Source organism: Kitasatospora saccharophila, from assembly GCF_039529925.1.
GTDB lineage: Bacteria > Actinomycetota > Actinomycetes > Streptomycetales > Streptomycetaceae > Kitasatospora > Kitasatospora saccharophila.
In genome coordinates this window covers 178661-196495 of the sequence record NZ_BAAANS010000005.1, presented here as the reverse complement: position 1 = coordinate 196495, position 17835 = coordinate 178661, and the positions used below count along the sequence as shown (strand labels likewise).

Below are 17835 nucleotides of genomic sequence, written 5' to 3'. Positions count from 1 at the left end.
GGCAGGTGGAGGTCCTCGTCGGAGGTGCAGGAGGAGACCTGCACCCGGCTGCCGTCGGGCCGCACGGTGTAGACCCGGATGGTCAACTTCGCCGCCGCAGTGGGGTATTGGTGATCGGGCATGGTTCATGTACCTCGTGGGTGATGTTGCGCGGGGGCGTGAAAGGGTGCCCGCGCCCTCCGTGGACGGTCCATGGCCGAACGCGCGCCGGGGCGCACCCCGAGCGCCGGTCACCGTCCGCTTCTTTCTGCCTTCTGTGCGTCACAAGCATCGGCAGAAACGACTACGCTCACCAGTACCTGCCCGGTGACGCTTTCGTCGAGTTAAGGAGTTGAGGCAGTGAGTGGCGATCAAGAAATTGACGGCATGTCATCTCCTGCCCTGCGCTTCGGCGAAGAACTCCGCAGGTCACGGCGGGCCCGTGGATGGTCGCAGCTCGAAGCGGGCGCGCGCATGGGCTACTCGGGGGGTCTGCTCTCGTACGTGGAAAGAGGGAAGAAGCCCGTGACCCTTAACTTGGCAGTCAGGGCAGATCAGGTGTTCGGGACCGGCGAGCGGTTCCAGTAGCTCTGGCGGCAGTACTCCAACGCCAGCCTGCTGGAGGGCTTCGCGGAGTTCACGGCGGCGGAGGCCCGGTGCCGACGGATGCGGACCTTCGGGATCGGAGTGATTCAGGGGCTGTTGCAGATACCGGCCTATGCGTCCGCGCTTGCGAACGCCGCTGCTCAGCGCGGCAGTATCACTCAGGAGCAGGCCGATGCGCGTGTTGCTTTCCTGGCAGGCCGTCAATCCCTGCTGAGTCGGTCGAATCCACCCTTCATCCACGCGGTCATCGATGAGAGTTGCATTCGACGTCCGATCGGCGGAAGGGCGGTGATGGCTGAGCAGTTGAGGTACCTGGAGGAGTTGGCTGCGCAGCCGTGGATCACCATTCAGATCGCTCCGTTCGACCTGGGGGAACGAACGCCGTTCACGATGCCGCTGGTACTGCTCGACCTTCCCGATCGAGCGGTAGTCGGCTACGCGGAATCGCAGGCCCGAGGCTATCTTGAGCGCAGCCGGGAGACGGTTTCCGCCTGGTCCAGGGAGTACGATCTGCTCCAGGTGGAGTCCTTGTCTACGGTCGCTTCACTCGCCAGGGCCCGGGCTCTCAGGAAGGAATTCTCATGACCGACATCGACCTGTCCGAGGTGCGCTGGATGAAGTCCACGTACAGCAACAACGGTGGCGAGTGCATCGAGGTCGCCCCGGCCGCTTCGCCGAGCCACCTGCCTGTTCGTGACTCCAAGGACCCGCAGGGCCCCGCGCTGTTCTTCACCAAGGCCGGGTTCGCCTCCTTCGTCGCTGCCGTCAAGGCCGGGGAGTTCGGCGAGGTCTGATCCTCCGGAGCGACACGAAGCCCTGCGGCCCAACACCCGGCCTGCGGGGCTTCTTGCTGGCCGGGGGCGGATCGGTGGGCCGCAGTTCCGTGAGGCGCCCGGTTGCCGCCGTGCCGGGAACTACCCTCGGTTCTGCGGTGGAACCGCACCACTGGATCTCGGCGCTGTCGAGCGGCACATCTGACGACGACGCCGACGGGAGGGGGAACCCGCTCGGGCCGTGCCGCGTCCAGAACCACAGGTGAACGATTCCGGTACGGAGGGGGAGCGTCGGTTGAGCGGGTACGTCTCGGAGCCCGAGCGGCTGCCGGTCGCGGCGAACGAGCTGGACGAGGGGGCGGACAAGCTGTCCGCGGCGAACGCGGGGTTCGGCGAGTCGGACGCGGCGGCCCGCCGCCACGGCGAATGGGCGGTCGGCAAGTCGCTGGGCGACTGCGCCCGGCGTTGGGAGGGCGAGACCGGGCGGACGGTCGCCGCGATGCGCGCGCTCGGGGAGGGGCTGCGGGTCACCGCGGCGAACTACGGCCGTCAGGAGGACGCGGTCGCCGAGCAGTTCCGCCGCGCCGCCGTCCTGCTGGAAGGGAACGGCTGATGCGGCCCGCGGACGGCAACGACGCCCCGGACGGCCGCTGGAACGCGAGCACGCCCGGCCACGAGCGGCTCTTCGACGCCCCCGTCACGGTGGCCCGACTGCGCGACTGCGACCCCGCCGCCTTCGGCCGGGCCGCCGAGGAGTGGGACAGGATCGCGACGGCCGCCGGCGAGGCACGCTTCGAGGCCGTCGACGTCCTCTCCACGCTGCAGGAGGGGTGGAGCGGGGAAGCGGCCGAACTGGGCCGACGCTCGCTCGCCGACCTGATCGACGAACTCTCCATCGCCGAACGGGAGATGGAGGCGGCCAGGCTCACCCTCAGCAACACCGCCGACGGGCTGGCCCTGGCCCGGCGCTGGATGGCCGAGGCGGACGACCTGGCGCACCGCAACGGCCTCGCGGTCGAGGACGACGGCACCGTCCGCTTCCCGTCCCGGGCGGGGTACGCCAACGACCCGGACGCCCGGCTGGAGGACCGTGAACTGTCCACCGCCGCCGGGGACGTCCGCAACCTGGTCGAGGCCGCGCTGAGCTACGCCGCGGACGTCAGCGACACCGCGGCCCACGAACTCGACCGGATCGAGAAGGCCGTCGGCTACGACCGCCTCGACGGCTGGACTGAGCGGGTCGTCGCCGAGGACCTCACCGCGGCCCGCGACATGCGCAAGGTCTTCAGCGGCGCGGGCGGGGTGCTGCTCCCGCCCGACCCGTACGACCGGGGCGCCGGCGCGTACGACTCCGAGGAGCCCACGCAGCGCGACGTCAAGCTGAAGAACACCCTCGGCGCGGGCATCGTCGGCATGCCGTTCAAGGCGGGCGACGTCAACGCGAGCGCCATGATGGCGCACTACCTCTCCGGCACCGGGGAATCGGTGGAACTCGACGTCGAGGACATGTTGCGGGACGTCCCCGACTTCCGGCAGAGCGTCGACGAGACCCTGGACGGCAACCTGCCCGGCTGGGAGGCGCAGGCGCTCGCCGAGTACCGCCGGACCGGGAAACCGGTGGCCCTGGTAAAGCAGACCGGCTGGCAGCCGATGTCCGCCACGCCGGACAGCAGCCAGGACTGGTTCTACGCGGTGGGCTCGTTCCACTACAACACCCAGGCGAAGATCGAGGTGAAACCGCCGGCCACGCCGGGCGGACCGCCGGAGGTCACGGTCACTTACCAGACCCAGGTCCGCGACCGCTACAACTGGGACAGCGGCAAGTCCACCGAGGTCCCGGGCATCGGCACCGTGACCGACGACGACATGCAGCGCTTGCACCGGACCGGGCTCGCCCAGGAGTTCGACATGGGCGGCAACAGCGACACCCGGACCAGGAAGCTCTGACGCCGTGACACCCGTGCGGCCCGTGCTGCGGCGGCTGCTCGTCGCGTTCCTGGCGGCGTGCGTCGGGTTCACCGTGCTGGTCGTGGGCTGGGGCGTGGTCGCGCTGACCCGCGACCACACCCCGCGCGAGACCGACTCGACCCGGGCGCAGCGGCTGGCCGGTCTGCACGCCGACCAGCACCCGGGCAAGGGCAGGTACTACGTCCCGCAGGACGCGGTGCTGGCCCGGACACCGGACGGCACCCGGGTCGGCTACCTGCACTACCGCCTCGGCGGCGGTGACGACGTCAACGTCGACGACTTCCTGCGCACCTACGACCTGCCCGGGCCCGGCGGCCCGGCGCCCCTGCCGGACGACCTGCGGACGGCCCTGCCCGGCGACGAACCGCCCGAAGCCGCCCTGCTCCCCGAAGCCCCGGGGAGCGGCGTCCACCGCCAGGTCTACGTGGTCCGGACGCAGGACGGCCCGACCGGGGCGGGCGACGTCTACGTCCGCGCCACCGGCCAGTCGTCCTGACCCCGGCGGCGGAGCCCGGGCCCGGCGGTGATCCGCTGCTCCGGCCCGCCGTCCGCGGGCTCAGTGCGGGATGGCGGAGATGAGTTCGGTGGCACCGGCCCGCTTGAGGGTCAGGGCGACGGAGGTGCCGAGGTCCTCGGGGGAGAGCGGGCCCGCCCATTCGTGGGCCTTGAGGACGCGCTTGCCGTCGGGGGTGAAGACGTGGCCGCGGAGGGAGAGGGTGCCGTCGGGTTCGGCCTTGGCGTGGCCGGCGATGGGGGAGTTGCAGTGGCCCTGCAGGACGTGCAGGAACATGCGTTCGGCGGCGGCCTCGCGCCAGGTGTCGTGGTGGCCGAGCCCGGAGACGGTGTCGATGGTGCGGGTGTCGTCCTCGCGGCACTGCAGGGCGAGGATCCCGGCGCCGATCGGCGGGCACATCGCCTCGACGGTGAGGACCTCGCTGATCCGGTCGGCGGCGCCGATCCGCTCCAGGCCGGAGACGGCCAGCAGCAGGGCGTCGGCCTGGCCGGCGTCCAGCTTGGCGAGGCGGCTGTTGGCGTTGCCGCGGATCGGGACGGTCTCCAGGTGTGGGTGGGAGACCGCGAGTTGGGCGATCCGGCGGACCGAGGAGGTGCCGATCCGGGAGCCGGGCGGGAGCTGGTCGAGGGTCAGGCCGCCGGGGTGGACCAGGGCGTCGCGGATGTCGTCGCGCCGCAGGTGGGCGGCGAAGGTGGTGCCGGCCGGCAGCGGGCGGTCGGCCGGGACGTCCTTGAGGCAGTGCACGGCGAGGTCGGCCGTGCCGTCCAGCAGCGCCTGGTCGACCTCCTTGGTGAAGGCGCCCTTGCCGCCGAGCGCGGCCAGGTCGCCCGGCCAGCGGTCGCCGGAGGTGGTGACGGGCACCACCTCGGTCCGGATCCCCGGGTGGAGCGCGGCCAGTTCGGCGCGGACGCGTTCCACCTGGGCGAGTGCCATCGGGGAGGAGCGGGAGACGATGCGGACCAACTCGGTTGAGGGCATGCCGAGATGATAGGTCGTCTTACGCGCGGCGCCGGAACGGGACGGGCCGCCCGGGCGGGGCGTAGCGTGGGCCGGGTGATCGTATGGCTGAACGGGACCCACGGCGCGGGCAAGACGACGACCGGCACGCACGTGCAGCGGCTGCTGCCGGACTCCCGGGTGCTGGACGCCGAGAAGGTCGGCGAGACGCTGATGGACATCAGGCCGGGGCTGCCCGGGACGGACAACTTCCAGCACTGGCCGCCGTGGCGTCCGCTGGTGGTGGAGACGGCCCGCCGGGTGCTCGACTACGCGGGCGGCACGCTGGTGATGCCGATGACCGTCCTGGTCGAGGAGTACTGGCGGGAGATCAGCGGGGGCCTGGCCGGGTACGGGATCCCGGTGCGCCACTTCGTGCTGCACGCCGACCGGGAGACCCTCCGGCGGCGGATCGCGGGGGACACCGTCACGGGCCCGGACTCCCCGTTCCGGCTCAGGTACCTGGAGCCCTACGCGCGGGCGGCCCGCGACTGGCTGCACGCCGAGGCGGAGGTGGTCGACACCACGCACCTCACGCCGGCGCAGGCCGCCGGGCGGATCGTGGCCGCGCTGGGGCGGTGAACCGGCCGGGCTGCCGGGCTGCCGGGCTCCGGGCGGTCGGGCGGTCGGGCGGTCGGGAGCGGCGGAGGGCGCCGACGGCGGGTGACCGTCGGCGCCCTTCCGGGGCGGTCGCGCGGCTGGTCAGGCGCGGACCAGGCCCTTGCCGGCGGCGGACGCGGCGTCCAGGGCCTGGGCGTGGTACTCGGCGGCCAGGTCGCGCAGGCTCTCCATCGCGGGGTTGACGGCGGCGAGGGTCAGCTCGCGGCGGATGGTGGTGAGGTCGGCGCCCCAGACGTCGCGCAGGATGCGCTCGATGTACGGGGTGGAGTGGTCCCAGCCCTCGCGGGGGGTGCCGGGGGCGAAGCCGCCGCCGAGCGAGGTGACCAGGACGACCGGCTTGCCCTTGAGGAGTTCGGCGGTCGGGCCGGCGCCCGCGATGACCAGGTCGACCCAGGTCTTGAAGTGCTGGGAGACGCCCCAGTTGTAGAGCGGGACGGCGATGATCGCGGCGTCGGCGGCGCTCAGCTCGGCGGCGAGGGAGGCGCCGAGCGCGGCGGCCTCCTGCTGCTCGGGGGTGCGCTGGTCCTCGGGGGTGAAGCCGGCCAGGGCGGCGGTGGCCCAGATGTCGCCGGGCAGCGGGTCGGTACCCAGGTTGCGGCGGGTGACGGTGCCCTCGGGGTGGGCGGCGGTCCACTCGGCCTCGGCGGTGTCGGCGAGCTCGGCGCTGGTGGAGGCGCCGGGCATGATGCTGGCGTCCAGGCGGAACAGGTTCATGACAGTACTCCTCGGTTCGCGCCCCGCCGGGAGGGCGGTGGGCACGGGTGGGCGCGGTTCGGGCGCGCGGACGGGCACGGCGGGGCAGGGGCGGGCCCGGTGGGCACCGCCTCGACGTAAACGGACTTTACCCCGTTTCTCCCGCCGGGTAAATTGGCGCCCATGGACAGCCCCCTGGTCCCCTTCGGTCGACCCCCCACCGAGCGCGCGGACGCGGCCCGCAACCGCGAGGTGCTGCTCTGCACCGCCCGCGCGATGATCGCCGAACTCGGGGCGGACCACGTCACCATGGACGGGCTCGCCGAGCGTGCCGGACTGGGCAAGGGCACCGTCTTCCGCCGCTTCGGCACCCGGGCCGGGATCTTCCGCGCCCTGCTCGACGCCGAGGAGCGGCGCTTCCAGTGCGAGGTGCTGTCCGGCCCGCCCCCGCTCGGCCCCGGCGGCGACCCCGTCGACCGGCTGATCGCCTACGGCCGCGCCCGCACCCGCTTCCTGCTGGAGCGCCACGAGATCGCCCGCGCCTCGTTCGAGCGCAAGGGTGTCGCCCCGCCCGCGGTCGGCCCGAACTTCTCCCGCCCGCACATCCGGATGCTGCTCGCCCAGGCCGCCCTGGGCCTGCCCGACCTGGACACTCTCTCGCTCCAGCTCGCCAGCGCGCTGGAGGGCCCCGCGCTGCTCTTCCTGGTCGCCGACCTGCCCCCCGGGGGCCGGGCCGCCGGGTGCGCCGAGGACGACCTGGGCGCCCTGCTCGCGGACGGCTGGCAGACCCTGGTCGAACGGATCGCCCGCCGCTGACGGGCCCCGGGCCGACGGGCCCCGGGCCCGACACCCGTGACGCCGGGCCGGGGCGCGGGCGTCAGAGGCCGGACGTCACCCAGATCATCTTCCGGCCGGTCTCGGCGGGGGCGATCGGAGCCTCCTGGTCGATCCGGTCCAGGACGTAGCCGAGCTTGCGGGGGACGGCGGCGCTGGCCGCGTTCGACTCGTCGCAGTGGATCTCGGCGCGGTTGATGCCGGGCAGCGCCAGCGCGGCACCCGTCAGGGCGCGGGCGGCGGCGGTGGCCAGGCCCCGGCCGGTGTGCTCGTGGTGCACCCAGTAGCCGACCTCCAGTGCGCCGGGGCCGAGCCGGCTGTGCAGGCCGAAGGCGCCGATCACCACCGCCGGGTCCGCGTCCAGGCCCAGCAGGTACAGGAAGTCGGTGCCCCGCTCCCAGGCCGCCTCGCCGCGCACCGACAGCTGCTCGCTCTCCGCCAGGGTCGGCGCGTGCTGCGCCCAGGGCATCCACGGGCTCAGGTGGGCGAGGTTGGCGTTCACCGCGGCGTTCAGCGCGGCGGCGTCCGCCAGCGTGCGGCGGCGCAGGTGCGCGCCGCCGCCCACGGGCAGCAGTTCGGGCGGGCGACCCGCGGTGACCGGTGGCACAGAGTTGTCGGGCGTGTCGGCGGAGTGACTCATGGACGGAGTATGGGCCATGCACGACCGTTCCCACCAGCGGATATCCGCCCCGCTACCCTTGCGCTTCGCCGCCGACCGCCGACCGCGGCCACGCTCCGCGGTCGACCGTCAGAGCCGCACCATCACCTCGTCCAGCGGCTTGCGCTCCAGGTCCGGCACCCGGGCGTCCTCGGCGGGGTAGCCGACCGGGATGACGTACGCGGCGCGCTCCTCCGGCGGGCGGTCGCAGACCTCGTTCAGGAAGCGCATCGGGCTCGGCGTGTGGGTCAGCGTGGCCAGGCCGGCCTGGTGCAGGGCGGAGAGCAGGAAGCCGACGGCGATGCCCACCGACTCCTTGGTGTAGTACGGGCGCGGCGAGTTCGGGCCCTTGTGCACCTCGAACACCACGATCACCGCGGGCGCGTCCTCCAGGAACGGCTTGCGCCAGTCGGTGCCGATCGGGGCCAGTGCTGCCAGCCACTCCTCGGACGCCCGGTGGGCGTAGAACTCCCGCTCCTCGGCCTCGGCGGCCTCCCGCAGCCGCCGCTTGCGCTCCGGATCGGTGACCACCACGAACCGCCACGGCTGCACGTGCGCGCCGCTCGGCGCGGTCGCCGCCGTCCGCACCGCCCACTCCAGCACCCCCTCGGGCAGCGGACGGGTCGAGTAGTCGCGCACGGTGCGGCGCTGGTCCATCACGCGGTGGAACTCCCGGCAGCGGTCGGCCGCCTCGTCGGCGGGGACGCTCATCGGGTGCAGCGGCGTCGTCGGGTGCGACGGCGCGCGGGAGGGGTCACGGTCAGCCATGCGCGCCACCCCAGCACGCCGGACGCCCCGGCGGAAGGGGCCGGGGCGCGGTCGGCGAAAACCGGCAAGCCGGCGGCCGACGAGAACCGACGAGCGGGCGACCGGCGGGGAGCGCGCGGGGGCCTACAGTTCGGTGACCCGGCCGTCCGCGACCACCAGCCGCCGGTTCACCTGCACGGCCTCCAGCATCCGCCGGTCGTGGGTGACCAGCAGCAGGGTGCCGGTGTACGAGGCGAGCGCCGACTCCAACTGCTCGATCGCGGGCAGGTCCAGGTGGTTGGTCGGCTCGTCCAGCACCAGCAGGTTCACCCCGCGGCCCTGGAGCAGCGCCAGCGCCGCCCTGGTCCGCTCGCCCGGGGAGAGCGTCCCGGCCGGGCGCATCACGTGCACCGCCTTCAGGCCGAACTTGGCCAGCAGGGTGCGCACGTCCTCCGGGTTCAGCTCCGGCACGGCCGCCGCGAACGCCTCCAGCAGCGGACGCCCGGCGTCGCCGCCGAACAGGTGCCCGCGGGCCTGCTCCACCTCGCCGACCAGCACGCCCGAACCCAGCGACGCCGAGCCCGAGTCCAGTTCCAGCCGGCCGAGCAGCGCCGCCAGCAGCGTCGACTTGCCCGCGCCGTTCGCGCCGGTGATCGCCACCCGGTCCGCCCAGTCGACCTGCAGGTCCACCGGGCCGAACGCGAACTCCCCGCGCCGGGCGGCCGCCCGGCGCAGCGTCGCCACCACCGAGCCGGAGCGCGGCGCGGCGGCGATCTCCATCCGCAGCTCCCACTCCTTGCGGGGCTCCTCCACCACGTCCAGCCGCTCGATCATCCGCTGGGTCTGCCGGGCCTTCGCGGCCTGCTTCTCGGTCGACTCGGCGCGCTGCGCCCGGGCCTTCTTGTCGTTGTCGCCGCCCTTGCGGCGGGCGTTGCGGACGCCGTGCTCCATCCAGTTGCGCTGCATCTGGGCGCGCGCCTCCAGGCCGGACTTCGTGTCCGCGTACTCCTCGTACTGCTCGCGGGCGTGCCGCCGGGAGACCGTCCGCTCCTCCAGGTACGCCTCGTAGCCGCCGCCGTACAGGTTCACCTGGCCCTGGTGCAGGTCGAGTTCGAGGACCCGGGTGACGGTGCGGGCCAGGAACTCGCGGTCGTGGCTGATCAGCACGGTGCCCGCGCGCAGGCCCTTCACGAACGCCTCCAGGCGCTCCAGGCCGTCCAGGTCCAGGTCGTTGGTGGGCTCGTCCAGCAGGAACACGTCGTAGCGCGACAGCAGCAGCGAGGCCAGGCCCGCCCGGGCCGCCTGGCCGCCGGAGAGCGCCGTCATCGGCAGGTCCAGCGAGACCTTCAGGCCCAGCGAGTCGGCGACCTCCTCGGCCCGCTCCTCCAGGTCCGCGCCGCCCAGCTCCAGCCAGCGGTCCAGGCCCGCCGCGTACGCGTCGTCCGCGCCCGGACGGCCCTCCACCAGGCCCTCGGTGGCCTCGTCCAGCGCCGCCTGCGCCGCCGCGACGCCGGTGCGCCGGGCCAGGAAGTCGCGCACCGACTCGCCCTCGCGGCGCTCCGGCTCCTGCGGCAGGTGGCCGACGTTCGCGGTCGGCGGGCTCAGCTTGAGGCTGCCGCCCTCCGGGGCGTCCAGCCCGGCCAGCAGCCGCAGCAGGGTGGACTTCCCGGCGCCGTTCACCCCGACCAGCCCGATCACGTCCCCGGGGGCGACGACCAGGTCCAGCCCGGAGAACAGCGTGCGCTCACCGTGGCCGGCGGCGAGGTCCTTGACGACGAGAGTGGCAGTCATGATGACCACGATTCTAGGCGGCGCCGCGACGCCCCCCGGACGGGCGGGGGACGGCGGGTCCGGGACCGGGGTCGGAACGCCCCCGCGGTGAAGTTACGCTGGTCGCCGTCACCGTTCAGCGTTCCGGGGGGATGCCGTGCCGCCCTACAGCAGCAGTGTTCCGCGGGCGCGCCGCCGCCTGCGGTTGGTCCTGGGCGCGGCGGCGGGCGCGCTGCTGCTCGGTCTGGTGCCCGCGGTGCGGCACGACGCGGAGGCGATGGTCGGCGAGGGCGGCCCGGACGGGCCGGCCGGGCCGGTCGGGCCCCGGCTGACGGTGGCCACCTGGAACATGTGCGGGGAAGTCGCCTGGGGCTGCGGCAAGTACGGCGGCGGCGAACAGAAGGCCGAGGCGCTGCGCTCGCTGGCGGTGGACCACGGAGTGCGGGCGGTGCTGGTGCAGGAGGCGTGCCGGGGAGACCTGGAACGGGCCCGGACCGGGCTCGGCGCCGACTGGCGGCTCGCCTTCCAGCCGTACGCGGAGGTGGACGACGCGGGCACCGCCGCCCCGGTGGACTGCGGCGACGGCCGGGGCCAGGCCGGCATCGGCATCCTGGCGGCGGCCCCGCTCACGGACGTCTCCCCGGTCGCCGCGCCCCAGCCCGAGCACGGCCTGCGCCGCGGCATCCTGTGCGCCACCGCCACCGCCACCGCCACCGGCGCCGGCGCCGCTTCCCCGGCGGCCCCGGCCTCCCCGGGCACCGCGTCCGGCGGCGGCCTGCGGCTGTGCGTCGCGCACCTCCCGCTGCCGCCCGCCGACCGGTCCGACCGCGCCGCGGAACTCCGCGACGACCAGCTGGCGGCGCTGCTCGCCGCCGGGACGGCCGGGGCGCCGGGCACGACCGGCTCGGTGTTCGGCGGCGACTTCAACTCCTCACCGCCGGGCCAGAACGGCAGGGACGCCTGGATCTGGCCCGCCGCCTACTTCGACACCGTCCGGGAGTGCGCCCAGCAGGAGCCGGACCAGCGCTCCGGCTTCGCGCCCACCCACCAGAACGGGCTCAAGCTGGACTACCTGTTCACCGCGCTGCCCCGGCACGGCTGCCACCAGGTGGACACCGGTTCCTCCGACCACCGGGCGGAGCTGCTCACCGTCACCGCCGCGCTCTGACGGCCCGTCAGCCGAGGTAGCGCTGCCGGAGCACGGGGTTGGTGACGAGCGCGCCCGCCACCACGAAGGTGACCTTGCCCGGCGGCGAGACCCGGCCGTCGGCGTCGGCCGCCCGGACCTCGACGGTGTGCCCGCCGCCGCGCCACTCCCAGACGGGCTGCCAGCTCCACCGGCCGTCCTCGACGGGGGCGGTGCCCAGCACCCGCTCCCCGATGGCGAGTTCGACCCGTTCGGCGCCGTCCGCGCGGCCGGTCAGCCGGACGGCGGGGCCGGCCACGTAGCTCTCGTCGACGGGGTCGGTGACCACCGGCGCGGGCAGCGCCGGCGCCGCCGCGGCGGGGGCGTACTGGGCGCGGGGGGCCTGCGGGTCGATGGTGAACACCACTTCGGAGTGGCCGCTGTGGACGTTGGCGGCGTCGGCGGCGAACAGGCGGATCAGGTGCCGGCCCGGGGTGAAGTTCCGGCTGGGCTGCCAGGACCAGCTGTCGTCGGGGGCGACCGGGGCCGAGCCGAGGTACTTGCCGTTCTCCCAGATGCTGATCCGCACGCCGCCCGGCGCGGAGCCGGTGATGGCCACGCCGTCCGGCGGGAGCACCGCCTCCACCGGCGGGAAGGTGATCACCGGGCTGGGGAAGGCGTCCCCCCGGACCTGCGAGGTCTCCTTGAGGAACTGGTCGATCGCGGCGTGGTCGGGCGGCAGCACCTCACCGCCGTTGGTGATCATGCCGATGTACGGGACGATGCCGTCCACCAGCATGTTCAGGATGCCCATGATGGTGGGCAGGTTCCGCAGCGTCACCTTGCCGTGGTCGGTGATCAGCGCCGAGTCGGTGTAGATGAAGTTGAAGTTCGAGTAGCCCTGGAAGAACCGGACGAACGGTTGCACCTGCCGCACGTACTGCTCGTCCTGCGGGGAGGTGATCAGGTAGATGTTGGCGTTCCGGTGCGGGCTGCCGATCACCAGGTCCGGCAGGACGGCGTCGAGGACGGCGACGTTCTGCTCGGTCACCTCGCCCATCATCACCTTCGCCGCGCCGGGGATGCCGGCCCGCACGTAGGAGCCGATGCTGAACTGGGGCACGACGGCGACGATGTTGCCGTAGCCGTACTTGAGGCCGAAGAACAGCGCCGCGCTGCCGCCCTTGGAGCTGCCGAAGAGCGTGACGTCCTGCGGCGTCAGGTGCAGCAGGCGCATCACCCGCTCGATCAGCGCGGCGACGGACCGCTCCAGCGAGAAGTCCATCCGCTTGCACAGGTAGTAGGTGTTGGCGCCCTCGAAGAGGTCGCGGATCCACAGGACGTTGCCGCGGACCTTGTCCAGGACGCCGTTGCTCCAGCCGTACTCGTCCGGTGCTGTGAAGTTGGCGAACGCCACGACCAGGTGCCGGTTGCCGTTGCGGGAGTGCGAGAAGCGGTACTCGATCGGGACGGCGCCGGTGGTGTCCACACCGTTGAAGATGCGGCGGGTGTGCTTGGCCTGGTCAGCCATGGGCCGATTCCAATCGTGCGCGCAGTTCTGCCTGGAGGTCGCGCGGCGGTCCCCCCGCCGCCGCGGCCCCGTCGAAGGTGGGGGCGGGGGCGTACCGGGGGGCCTGCGGGTCGACGGTGAACACCACCTCGGAGCGGTCGCTGTGGACGTTGGCGGCGTCGGCGGCGAACAGGCGGATCACGTGCCGGCCCGGGGTGAAGGTCCGGTTGGCCTGCCAGGACCAGCTGCCGTCGGGGGCGACCGGGGCCGAGGCGAGGTACTTGCCGTTCTCCCAGATGCTGATCCGCACGCCGCCCGGCGCGGAGCCGGTGATGGCCACGCCGTCCGGCGGGAGCACCGCCTGCACGGGGGGGAAGGTGATCACCGGGCTGGGGAACGCGCCGCCCTGGACCTGCGAGGTCTCCTTGAGGAACTGGTCGATCACGGTGTAGTCGGGCTGCACGACCTCACCGCCGTTGGTGACCAGGCCGATGTACGGGACGATGCCGTCCACCAGCAGGTTGAGGATGGCCAGGAGGGTCGGCAGGTTCCGCAGCGTCACCTTGCCGTGGCCGGCGATCAGCGCCGAGTCGTTGTAGACGAAGTTGAAGTTCGAGTAGCCCTGGAAGAACTGGACGAACGGTTGCACCTGCCGCAGGTACTGCTCGTCCTGCGGGGAGGTGATCAGGTAGATGTTGGCGTTCCGGTGCGGGCTGTCGATCACCAGGTCCGGCAGGAGGGCGTCGATGACGGCGACGTTCTGCTCGGTCACCTCGCCCATCATCACCTTCGCCGCACTGGGCATGTGGTCCCGCACGAAGGAGCCGATGTTGAACTGGGGCACGCTGGCGACGATGTTGCCGTAGCCGTACTTGAGGCCGAAGAACAGCGCCGAGGTGCCGCCCTTGGAGCTGCCGAAGAGGGTGACGTCCTGCGGCGTCAGCTGCAGCGAGCGCATCACCCGCTCGATCAGCGCGGCGACGGACCGCTCCAGCGAGAAGTCCATCCGCTTGCACAGGTAGTAGGCGTTGGCGCCCTCGAAGAGGTCGCGGATCCACAGGACGTTGCCGCGCACCTTGTCCAGGACGCCGGTGCCCCAGCCGTACTCGTCCGGTGCGTTGAGGTTGGCGAACACCACGACCAGGTGCCGGTTGCCGTTGCGGGCGTGCGAGAAGCGGTACTCGATCGGGACGGCGCCGCTGGTGTCCACACCGTTGAAGATGCGGCGGGTGTGCTTGGCCTGGTCAGCCATGGGCCGATTCCAATCGTCTGCGCAGTTCTGCCTGGAGGTCGCGCGGCGGCTCCTCCGCCGTCGTCGCGACCCCGTCGAGGTCACGGAAGGAACGGGAGCCCGGCCGGGGACCGCCGAGCGGGAGCGCCGACAGGTCCTGCGGGGGCGCCTCCAGGTCGCCGCCCGCGACCAGGATCCGGTCGGCCAGGCGGACCGAGGCGTACCCGTCGTCCAGGTCGCAGAAGGCGTCCTGGAAGCGCCGGTAGCGCTCCGCGTAGCGCTCCTCGATCAGGTCCACGTCCCGGATCGAGGAGATCAGCTCCTCGGAGTCGAAGACCAGCGGCCCGGGGGCACTGCTCTGGAAGTCGAAGTAGAAGCCGCGCAGGGTGTCGCGGTAGTGCTCCAGGTCGTAGGTGAAGAACAGGATCGGCCGACCGGTGTTGACGTAGTCGAACATCAGCGAGGAGTAGTCGGTGACCATCACGTCGGTGATCAGCGACAGGTCGGCCATGTCCGGGTAGTCGGAGACGTCGAAGACGAAGCCGTCCCCGGCGCCCGGCACCGGGTCCACCACGTTGGGGTGGCGGCGGACCAGCAGCACGTGGTCCTCGCCGAGCCGCGCCCGGGCGTCGTCGAGGTCGATCCGGAAGTCGAACTTGTACCGGCCGGGCGCGTAGTACTGGTCGTCGCGCCAGGTCGGCGCGTACAGCACGACCCGCTTGCCGTCGGGGACGCCGATCCGGCGGCGGATCCCGGTGGCGAGCCGCTCGGTGCCCGGGCGGCGCAGCACGTCGTTGCGGGGGTAGCCGGACTCGACCATCTCGCCGGGGAAGCCGAAGGCGCGGCGCAGGATCGGGGTGGAGAACGAGTTCGGGGAGACCAGCAGGTCCCAGTTCTCCACCTCGACGGCGAGGCGCTCCAGGTACCGCTTGTCGGCGAAGTGGACGGCCTCGATGTCGTGGCCGATCTTCTTCAGCGGGGTGCCGTGCCAGGTCTGCACGACGACCTGGCCGGGCCGCTTGCGGAACCAGTCGGGCAGGTGGTTGTTGGCCACCACGTAGCGGCTGGTGGCGAGCGCCTCGTACCACTCGGGCGACCACATCCGCACCGCGCGGGCGGTGTCGGGGACGTCCACCTGGTCGTCCTTGACCACCCACAGGTGCTCCAGCGCGACGCCGCGGCGCACCAGTTCCTCGTGGACGGCGCGCGGGCTGTCGGAGTACTGGGTGCCCTTGAAGGCGTCGAACAGCACGGTGGGCCGGACGGGCTGCTGGCGGGCGGCGGGGTACGCCTTGGTGCGCAGCAGCTTCTGCCGGTAGGGGCCGCGGGCGTGGTCGGGCATCGCGGAGTGGACCAGCAGGGACAGCCGGTCGTACGCCTCGGCCTGGAGCTCGTAGTCGCGGCCGCCGGCCGTCGCGGACTGCGGGAGCCGGGGGATGGCCTCCTGGTCCAGCTTGAGCATCAGGTCGGGCAGCAGGTCGGCGGGCGCGGTGCGGGACGGGTCCTGGCGGCGCAGGAAGAGGTCCCAGCGGCCGGCGGCGAGCGGGACGGTGCCGGCCAGGGTGCGGATCCGGGCGGGGACGAAGCGGGCCCGGAAGTGCTCGCCGGCCAGTTCGACCGGGACGGCGCGCTCGGTGCCCTGGGCGCGCGAGCGCAGCACCAGGTGGAGCCGCCGGCGCTCCGCGACGGGCAGCAGCTGCAGGCCGGGGTAGCGGCCGACGACCTCCAGGGTGCCGTCCTCCTCCCAGCCGAAGCGGGTCGCCAGCGGGAGGGCGGCGCGCTCGAACAGGACGAGGTAGCCGGCGCCGTTGCGGTGCACCACGAGCTCCCGGTCGCCCTCCGCGGTCTGCAGCTCGTCGGGGAGGCGGTGGTGGCCGTCGGGGGTGTCCTCGGCCATCACGGGGTACATCGTCATCTTGCGCCCGGCGACGTGGAAGGTGGTCTTCCAGCCGTTGGCGCCGAGGTCCCAGGACTCCGGGACGCCCCCCTCGCCGTCGCCGCCGCCGTGGCCGCGGTGCGAGGGCACCAGGGAGCGCAGCGGGACGCGGACGGTGAAGGTGCACCAGCCCTCGCCGCCGGGGGTGAAGTGGACGGGGGCCTGGGCGCGGCCCGCGCCGCCGAGGCTGACCAGCCGCAGCTGGCCGCCGGTGGGGACGGTCGGGCCCAGGTGGACGCCGCGCAGTTCGAGCCGGTCGCCGACCAGGCGGTGCCCGGTGATCCGGCAGCGGACCACCTCGACGCGGAGCTTGAGCCGGTTCTGGACGAACAGCGGCAGCACCCGGGTGTTCTTGTCGACGTACCGGTAGGGCGGGTTGGCGGCGCTGCCGGCGCTGCCGCGGTCCAGGCCGCGGTAGCGGAACAGGCCGCGGCTGAGCACTCCGGCGGCGACGTCCCAGGTGCCCTCGACCCACTGGCCCTTCTGCTTGAGCCGGTTGGTGTCGAAGCTCGCGCTGAACCCGGACCAGTCGTAGCAGTAGCGGTTCTGGTTGGAGTGCTCGGTGGCCTGCGGCGCGTAGACGGTGCGGGCGGGCACCAGCAGCATCCGGCCCTGCTTCTTGTTGCGCAGGGCCAGCGCCTTGATCGACATGTGCCGCTTGTGGACGTTCAGGAAGCGGATGTAGGCGTTGCCGGAGAACTCCAACCGGTCGCCGTCCCACCGGACCCCGCCGATCGAGCCGTGCAGCGACAGCTCCTTGCCGAGCCGGTACGCCTTGCGGCCGATGCCGGTCCCGCGGTCGTCGAGGTGCGGGTACTTCAGGTACCGGTGGAAGCGGCGCTGGACCGGCATCGGCCCGCCCCGGCGCTCGAACTCGACGACATCCAGCAGCGCCTGGAGCTTGCGGCGGCGCACCAGCAGCCACTTCACCCGGGCCTCGGCGGGCAGTTCCTCGATCAGGTCCTCGCCGGCCTCGTCCAGGAACTCGTTGGCCCAGGTGATGAAGGAGGTCCGGTACTCCTCGTCGCCGTCCGGGAGCGCCTTCAGGTGGAGCATCAGGTCGGAGGCGAGGCAGGCCAGGTCGTACTTGCGCTTGGACTCGGCGAAGGTCCTGGAGCGGTGCCGGCCGAGGAAGCGGCTGACGGTGAGGACGGCGTTGACCCGGTCGCGCAGGTTGTCGACCTCGTGGTGCCGCTGGGTGATGGAGGGGGCGGCGTTGCCCTCGCGGCGGCGCCAGTAGTAGACGACGTCGGTGATGGTGTCGACCTTGGACGCCCGGAAGTGGGCGAACATGTTGACCCAGGAGTCCTCGTAGAGGACGCCCTCGGGGAACTCGATGAAGTAGTAGTCCCAGAAGCGGCGCCGGAACAGTTTGTTCCACACCGTACGGTCGTAGATCAGTTTGTCGTACTTCGTGATGTGGGTGCCCCGCCGGTTGGCGGCCATCGGGGCCTTGTGCAGCGGGGACTGCCACTTCTTCGTGGAGGTCATCATCTGCACGTTGCCGGAGACGAAGTCCGAACCGGACTCCTCCAGGGTGCGCAGCAGCGTCTCGTACGCCTGCTCGGGCACCACGTCGTCGCCGTCGGCGAAGACCAGGAACTCGCCGTCCGGGTGCATCGCCCGCAGCCCGGTGTTGCGGGCGTGGCCCGGGCCGTGCGCGTCCTGCCGGATCAGCCGGAAACGCGGGTCGCGGGCGCACATCGCCCGGGCGATCCCGGTGGAACCGTCGGTCGAGCCGTCGTCCACCAGGATCACCTCGAAGTCGCGGAACGACTGCCGGGCGATGGACTCCAGGCACTCGGCGAGGTACGCCTCGACGTCCTGGAAGGGCACGACGACGCTCAGCCGCGGGCGGTAGGCATCCACGAAC

General features: G+C 72.7%; 17 protein-coding genes. 9 read left to right on the top strand and 8 right to left on the bottom strand.

All coding sequences use genetic code 11. The features are described 5' to 3' along the window. Window positions 1-366 precede the first annotated feature (366 nt). The 6 genes from ABD345_RS40265 (at window position 367) to ABD345_RS06160 (ending at window position 3822) form a co-directional block, all read left to right on the top strand. Entirely contained in the window at window positions 367-567 is a 201-nt protein-coding gene (locus ABD345_RS40265; protein WP_380276280.1) for a helix-turn-helix domain-containing protein, read from the top strand. 27 nt (window positions 568-594) lie between these two features. Next, complete coding sequence (locus ABD345_RS06180; protein WP_344550764.1) at window positions 595-1170, top strand: DUF5753 domain-containing protein; 576 nt, start codon at window positions 595-597, stop codon at window positions 1168-1170. Beyond that, a complete protein-coding gene (locus ABD345_RS06175; RefSeq protein WP_344550746.1) occupies window positions 1167-1379 on the top strand; it encodes a DUF397 domain-containing protein in 213 nt (70 codons plus the stop codon). Before ABD345_RS06180 ends, ABD345_RS06175 begins: the two co-directional genes overlap by 4 nt. 274 nt (window positions 1380-1653) lie before the next feature. Continuing rightward, window positions 1654-1971: a type VII secretion target gene (locus ABD345_RS06170; protein ID WP_344550745.1), complete on the top strand. Its 318-nt coding sequence runs from the start codon at window positions 1654-1656 to the stop codon at window positions 1969-1971. Beyond that, complete coding sequence (locus ABD345_RS06165; protein WP_344550744.1) at window positions 1971-3305, top strand: hypothetical protein; 1335 nt, start codon at window positions 1971-1973, stop codon at window positions 3303-3305. Before ABD345_RS06170 ends, ABD345_RS06165 begins: the two co-directional genes overlap by 1 nt. Before the next feature lie 4 nt (window positions 3306-3309). Next, the gene (locus tag ABD345_RS06160) at window positions 3310-3822 is read left to right on the top strand and encodes a hypothetical protein (RefSeq protein WP_344550743.1); all 513 of its coding nucleotides are present in this window, start codon (window positions 3310-3312) and stop codon (window positions 3820-3822) included. Between the two features lie 60 nt (window positions 3823-3882). Here ABD345_RS06160 and hemC read toward each other — a convergent pair whose 3' ends face one another. Then, window positions 3883-4818 carry a hydroxymethylbilane synthase gene (gene hemC, locus ABD345_RS06155; protein WP_344550742.1) on the bottom strand — a complete coding sequence of 312 codons (936 nt, stop codon included), beginning with the start codon at window positions 4816-4818 and terminating at the stop codon, window positions 3883-3885. A 75-nt stretch (window positions 4819-4893) separates the two neighbouring features. On the opposite strand from hemC, the gene ABD345_RS06150 reads away from it, so the two are divergent. Beyond that, entirely contained in the window at window positions 4894-5418 is a 525-nt protein-coding gene (locus ABD345_RS06150) for an AAA family ATPase (protein ID WP_344550741.1), read from the top strand. A 120-nt stretch (window positions 5419-5538) separates the two neighbouring features. Here the strand turns inward: ABD345_RS06150 and ABD345_RS06145 are convergent, their stop codons facing one another. Next, the gene (locus tag ABD345_RS06145; protein ID WP_344550740.1) at window positions 5539-6171 is read right to left on the bottom strand and encodes an FMN-dependent NADH-azoreductase; all 633 of its coding nucleotides are present in this window, start codon (window positions 6169-6171) and stop codon (window positions 5539-5541) included. 162 nt (window positions 6172-6333) lie between these two features. Between ABD345_RS06145 and ABD345_RS06140 the strand changes: the two genes are divergently transcribed. Beyond that, a complete protein-coding gene (locus ABD345_RS06140) occupies window positions 6334-6966 on the top strand; it encodes a TetR/AcrR family transcriptional regulator (protein WP_344550739.1) in 633 nt (210 codons plus the stop codon). Between the two features lie 61 nt (window positions 6967-7027). Here ABD345_RS06140 and ABD345_RS06135 read toward each other — a convergent pair whose 3' ends face one another. The 3 genes from ABD345_RS06135 to ABD345_RS06125 form a co-directional block, all read right to left on the bottom strand. Beyond that, complete coding sequence (locus ABD345_RS06135; RefSeq protein WP_344550738.1) at window positions 7028-7624, bottom strand: GNAT family N-acetyltransferase; 597 nt, start codon at window positions 7622-7624, stop codon at window positions 7028-7030. Window positions 7625-7732: 108 nt separating this feature from the next. Further along, the gene (locus ABD345_RS06130; RefSeq protein ID WP_344550737.1) at window positions 7733-8410 is read right to left on the bottom strand and encodes a nitroreductase family protein; all 678 of its coding nucleotides are present in this window, start codon (window positions 8408-8410) and stop codon (window positions 7733-7735) included. 123 nt (window positions 8411-8533) lie between these two features. After that, window positions 8534-10180 carry an ABC-F family ATP-binding cassette domain-containing protein gene (locus ABD345_RS06125; protein WP_344550736.1) on the bottom strand — a complete coding sequence of 549 codons (1647 nt, stop codon included), beginning with the start codon at window positions 10178-10180 and terminating at the stop codon, window positions 8534-8536. A 136-nt stretch (window positions 10181-10316) separates the two neighbouring features. Here ABD345_RS06125 and ABD345_RS06120 point away from each other — a divergent pair, with 136 nt between their 5' ends. Continuing rightward, window positions 10317-11327, top strand: a complete 1011-nt coding sequence (locus tag ABD345_RS06120; protein ID WP_344550735.1) for an endonuclease/exonuclease/phosphatase family protein — start codon at window positions 10317-10319, stop codon at window positions 11325-11327. Window positions 11328-11334: 7 nt separating this feature from the next. Here ABD345_RS06120 and ABD345_RS06115 read toward each other — a convergent pair whose 3' ends face one another. Genes ABD345_RS06115 through ABD345_RS06105 form a run of 3 tightly spaced genes read right to left on the bottom strand, consistent with a single transcriptional unit; the run spans window position 11335 to window position 17831 of the window. Then, a complete protein-coding gene (locus tag ABD345_RS06115; RefSeq protein ID WP_344550734.1) occupies window positions 11335-12816 on the bottom strand; it encodes a hypothetical protein in 1482 nt (493 codons plus the stop codon). After that, window positions 12809-14047, bottom strand: a complete 1239-nt coding sequence (locus ABD345_RS06110; RefSeq protein ID WP_344550733.1) for a hypothetical protein — start codon at window positions 14045-14047, stop codon at window positions 12809-12811. The genes ABD345_RS06115 and ABD345_RS06110 overlap by 8 nt, the downstream gene beginning before the upstream one ends. Next, window positions 14040-17831, bottom strand: a complete 3792-nt coding sequence (locus ABD345_RS06105) for a bifunctional glycosyltransferase/CDP-glycerol:glycerophosphate glycerophosphotransferase (RefSeq protein WP_344550731.1) — start codon at window positions 17829-17831, stop codon at window positions 14040-14042. The genes ABD345_RS06110 and ABD345_RS06105 overlap by 8 nt, the downstream gene beginning before the upstream one ends. Window positions 17832-17835 lie beyond the last annotated feature (4 nt).

Bases quoted from the DNA above. Each gene is read 5' to 3' on its own strand.
- ABD345_RS06145 (WP_344550740.1), bottom strand. From the start codon at position 6,171: ATGAACCTGTTCCGCCTGGACGCCAGCATCATGCCCGGCGCCTCCACC.
- hemC (WP_344550742.1), bottom strand. From the start codon at position 4,818: ATGCCCTCAACCGAGTTGGTCCGCATCGTCTCCCGCTCCTCCCCGATG.
- ABD345_RS06140 (WP_344550739.1), top strand. From the start codon at position 6,334: ATGGACAGCCCCCTGGTCCCCTTCGGTCGACCCCCCACCGAGCGCGCG.
- ABD345_RS06110 (WP_344550733.1), bottom strand. From the start codon at position 14,047: ATGGCTGACCAGGCCAAGCACACCCGCCGCATCTTCAACGGTGTGGAC.
- ABD345_RS06165 (WP_344550744.1), top strand. From the start codon at position 1,971: ATGCGGCCCGCGGACGGCAACGACGCCCCGGACGGCCGCTGGAACGCG.
- ABD345_RS40265 (WP_380276280.1), top strand. From the start codon at position 367: ATGTCATCTCCTGCCCTGCGCTTCGGCGAAGAACTCCGCAGGTCACGG.
- ABD345_RS06175 (WP_344550746.1), top strand. From the start codon at position 1,167: ATGACCGACATCGACCTGTCCGAGGTGCGCTGGATGAAGTCCACGTAC.
- ABD345_RS06135 (WP_344550738.1), bottom strand. From the start codon at position 7,624: ATGAGTCACTCCGCCGACACGCCCGACAACTCTGTGCCACCGGTCACC.
- ABD345_RS06125 (WP_344550736.1), bottom strand. From the start codon at position 10,180: ATGACTGCCACTCTCGTCGTCAAGGACCTCGCCGCCGGCCACGGTGAG.
- ABD345_RS06115 (WP_344550734.1), bottom strand. From the start codon at position 12,816: ATGGCTGACCAGGCCAAGCACACCCGCCGCATCTTCAACGGTGTGGAC.
- ABD345_RS06130 (WP_344550737.1), bottom strand. From the start codon at position 8,410: ATGGCTGACCGTGACCCCTCCCGCGCGCCGTCGCACCCGACGACGCCG.